Source organism: Streptomyces sp. NPDC088785, from assembly GCF_044750685.1.
Taxonomy (GTDB): Bacteria; Actinomycetota; Actinomycetes; order Streptomycetales; family Streptomycetaceae; genus Streptomyces.
In genome coordinates this window covers 1-2,375 of record NZ_JBIVKH010000032.1, presented here as the reverse complement: position 1 = coordinate 2,375, position 2,375 = coordinate 1, and the positions used below count along the sequence as shown (strand labels likewise).

Annotated in this window: 1 protein-coding gene; it reads left to right on the top strand. The window is 71.0% G+C overall.

Going from position 1 to position 2,375, the window contains the following annotated elements; all coding sequences use genetic code 11:
- Positions 1–2,375 (top strand): amino acid adenylation domain-containing protein (locus ACIP5K_RS35690; protein WP_401416673.1); only part of this gene is annotated, 2,375 nt, incomplete at both ends.

Below are 2,375 nucleotides of genomic sequence, written 5' to 3'. Positions count from 1 at the left end.
AAACCGTCCTCGACGCACAGGACCACCAAGACCTCCCCTTCGACCTCCTCATCGCCGCCACCCGCCCCCCACGCCGCTCGCACCAGACCCCGTACTTGCAGACGTCGTTGGTCTATCAGCCGGAGTCCGTCTCCGAGTACGCCATCGGCGACCTCACGGCGACCCCGACGCAGGCGCCGCTGCCCGGCTCTTCGCTGGACCTGACCTTCCAGGTCTTCGAGGGCGCCAGCACGCAGATCCAGGTCAACTACCGCAGCGACCTGTTCGACGCGCACACGATCGCGGCGCTGAGCGAGCGGTTCGTCGACATACTGCGGCACGGCGTGTCCCGGGACGACACGCCGATCACCGCCGGGCACCGCGGCCTGCCCGAGCTCCAGGAGGGCGAGTCGCTCGCCGGTCCCGAGCGGGGCGACCTGCTGGACCTCAATCTGATCGACGAGATCGCCGGCGTCGTCAGCCGGCATGCCGACGCGCCGGCACTGCTGTGCGCGGGCGAGCTCCTGACGTACGCCGAGCTGGACGCGTCGAGCAAGGCGGTGTCCGCGGCGCTGACCGCCTCGGGCGTCGGCGCAGGCGATGTCGTGGGGCTGTCGCTGGAGCCCGGCATCGCCCTGGTCGTGGCGATCGTCGCCACCGTCCGGATCGGTGCGGTCTACCTGTGCCTGGACACGGCCGCGCCCGCCGAGCGCAATGCCTGGCTGTCGCGTGACGCTCGCTGCTCCCTCCTGGTCTCCCACAAGGACGACACGGCCGCGAACGACTGGGCGTCCCTGGACTACGAGCGGCTGATGCCCGTCGAGGAGTCGTCGCAGTGGGCCACGGCGGGAGCCCCCCTGGCCGAACGGCCGGCGTACGTCGTCTACACCTCGGGGTCCACGGGGCACCCGAAGGGCGTCGTCATCACGCACGGCGGACTGTGCAACTGGGCGCTCGGGATGGGCGCGGCCATGGACGTCGGCACCGCGACCAACATCGCCCAGCTCGCCACCACCTCCTTCGACGTGATGTCCGCCGAGGTGTGGATGGCGCTGCTGAACGGCGCGCAGCTGAGCGTCGTCCCCCGGCACGAGCGGCGCGGCGGACGGGTCATCAGCGCGGCGCTGCGGCGCGACGCGGTCACGCTGTACATGGGAACGCCCGGGCCCCTCACGGTGATCGAGCCCGCGGACGTCCCGCTGATCACCCAGCTGGTCCTGGGCGGCGACGCCCTCCAGGACGCGCTGGTCAAGAAATGGCTGCCGCACGCCGACGTGGGCCAGGTGTACGGGGCGAGCGAGGGGTCCATCTCCTCGACTATCGGCATCCTCGGCGCCGACTCGCCCTCGAACCTCGCAGGGCGTCCGCTGCCGAACACGGACATCTACCTGCTGTCGGAGTCGATGCGGCCGGTGCCGCAGGGCGACGTCGGCGAGATCTACATCGGCGGGGCCGGCGTCGGCCAGGAGTACCTGGGCCGGCCCGCCCTGACGGCGGAGAGCTTCGTACCGAATCCGTTCACGGACAGGCGCGGCCATCGGCTGTACCGCACGCGCGACCTGGGTCGCCTCACGCCGGACGGCGAGCTGGAGTTCATCGGGCGCTGCGACGACATGGTGAAGATCCACGGCGTCCGCGTGGAGCCGGCCGAGGTCGAGACGGCTATCAGCTCGGTCGACGGGGTCGCCGAATGCTCCGTCGTCGCCGACAAGGACCAGCACGGCGCCTCCCTCCTGCGCGCCTACGTGAGGGCGACGACAGCCGCTCCGGCCGACGAGGCGCTGCTGCGCTCGCAGCTCAAGAAGGTCCTGCCGGAGAGCATGATCCCGCGCACCATCACGTACGTCGACGACTTCCCCCTGACCGCCAACGGGAAGGTCGACCGGCGCAAGCTCCTGGAGATCGCTCCGCCGGAGGCGGAGCGCGGCAGCCGGGAGACGATGTCCGAGGCCATGAGCATCGTCGCCGACACCTGGGAGGACGTCCTGGGGATCAGTCCGATCTCGGTGTCGGACAACTACTTCGAGCTGGGCGGCGACTCCCTGGGCGCGACGCGCATCATCGCGCGCCTGGAGCAGAACTTCGCGGTGCAGATCGACTACTCCGACTTCCTGCGCCACGCGACCGTCCACGACCTCGTCCGGCACATCGAAGGACTGCGAGGAGTGAATCCGCGGCCCGTGCCCCTGCCGCGGCCCGCGGGCACGGACCGGGTACCCCTGTCGTACGGCCAGCGCAGACTGTGGCTCGCCGACCAGATGACGCCCGGAAGCCTCGCGTACACCACGCCCCTGGTGTTGAGGCTGCGCGGCCCGGTGCGTCCCGACGTCGTGCAGGCGGCTCTGAGCGCCATCGTCGCGCGGCACGAGGTGCTGCGGACGGTGTTCGCGGCGGAG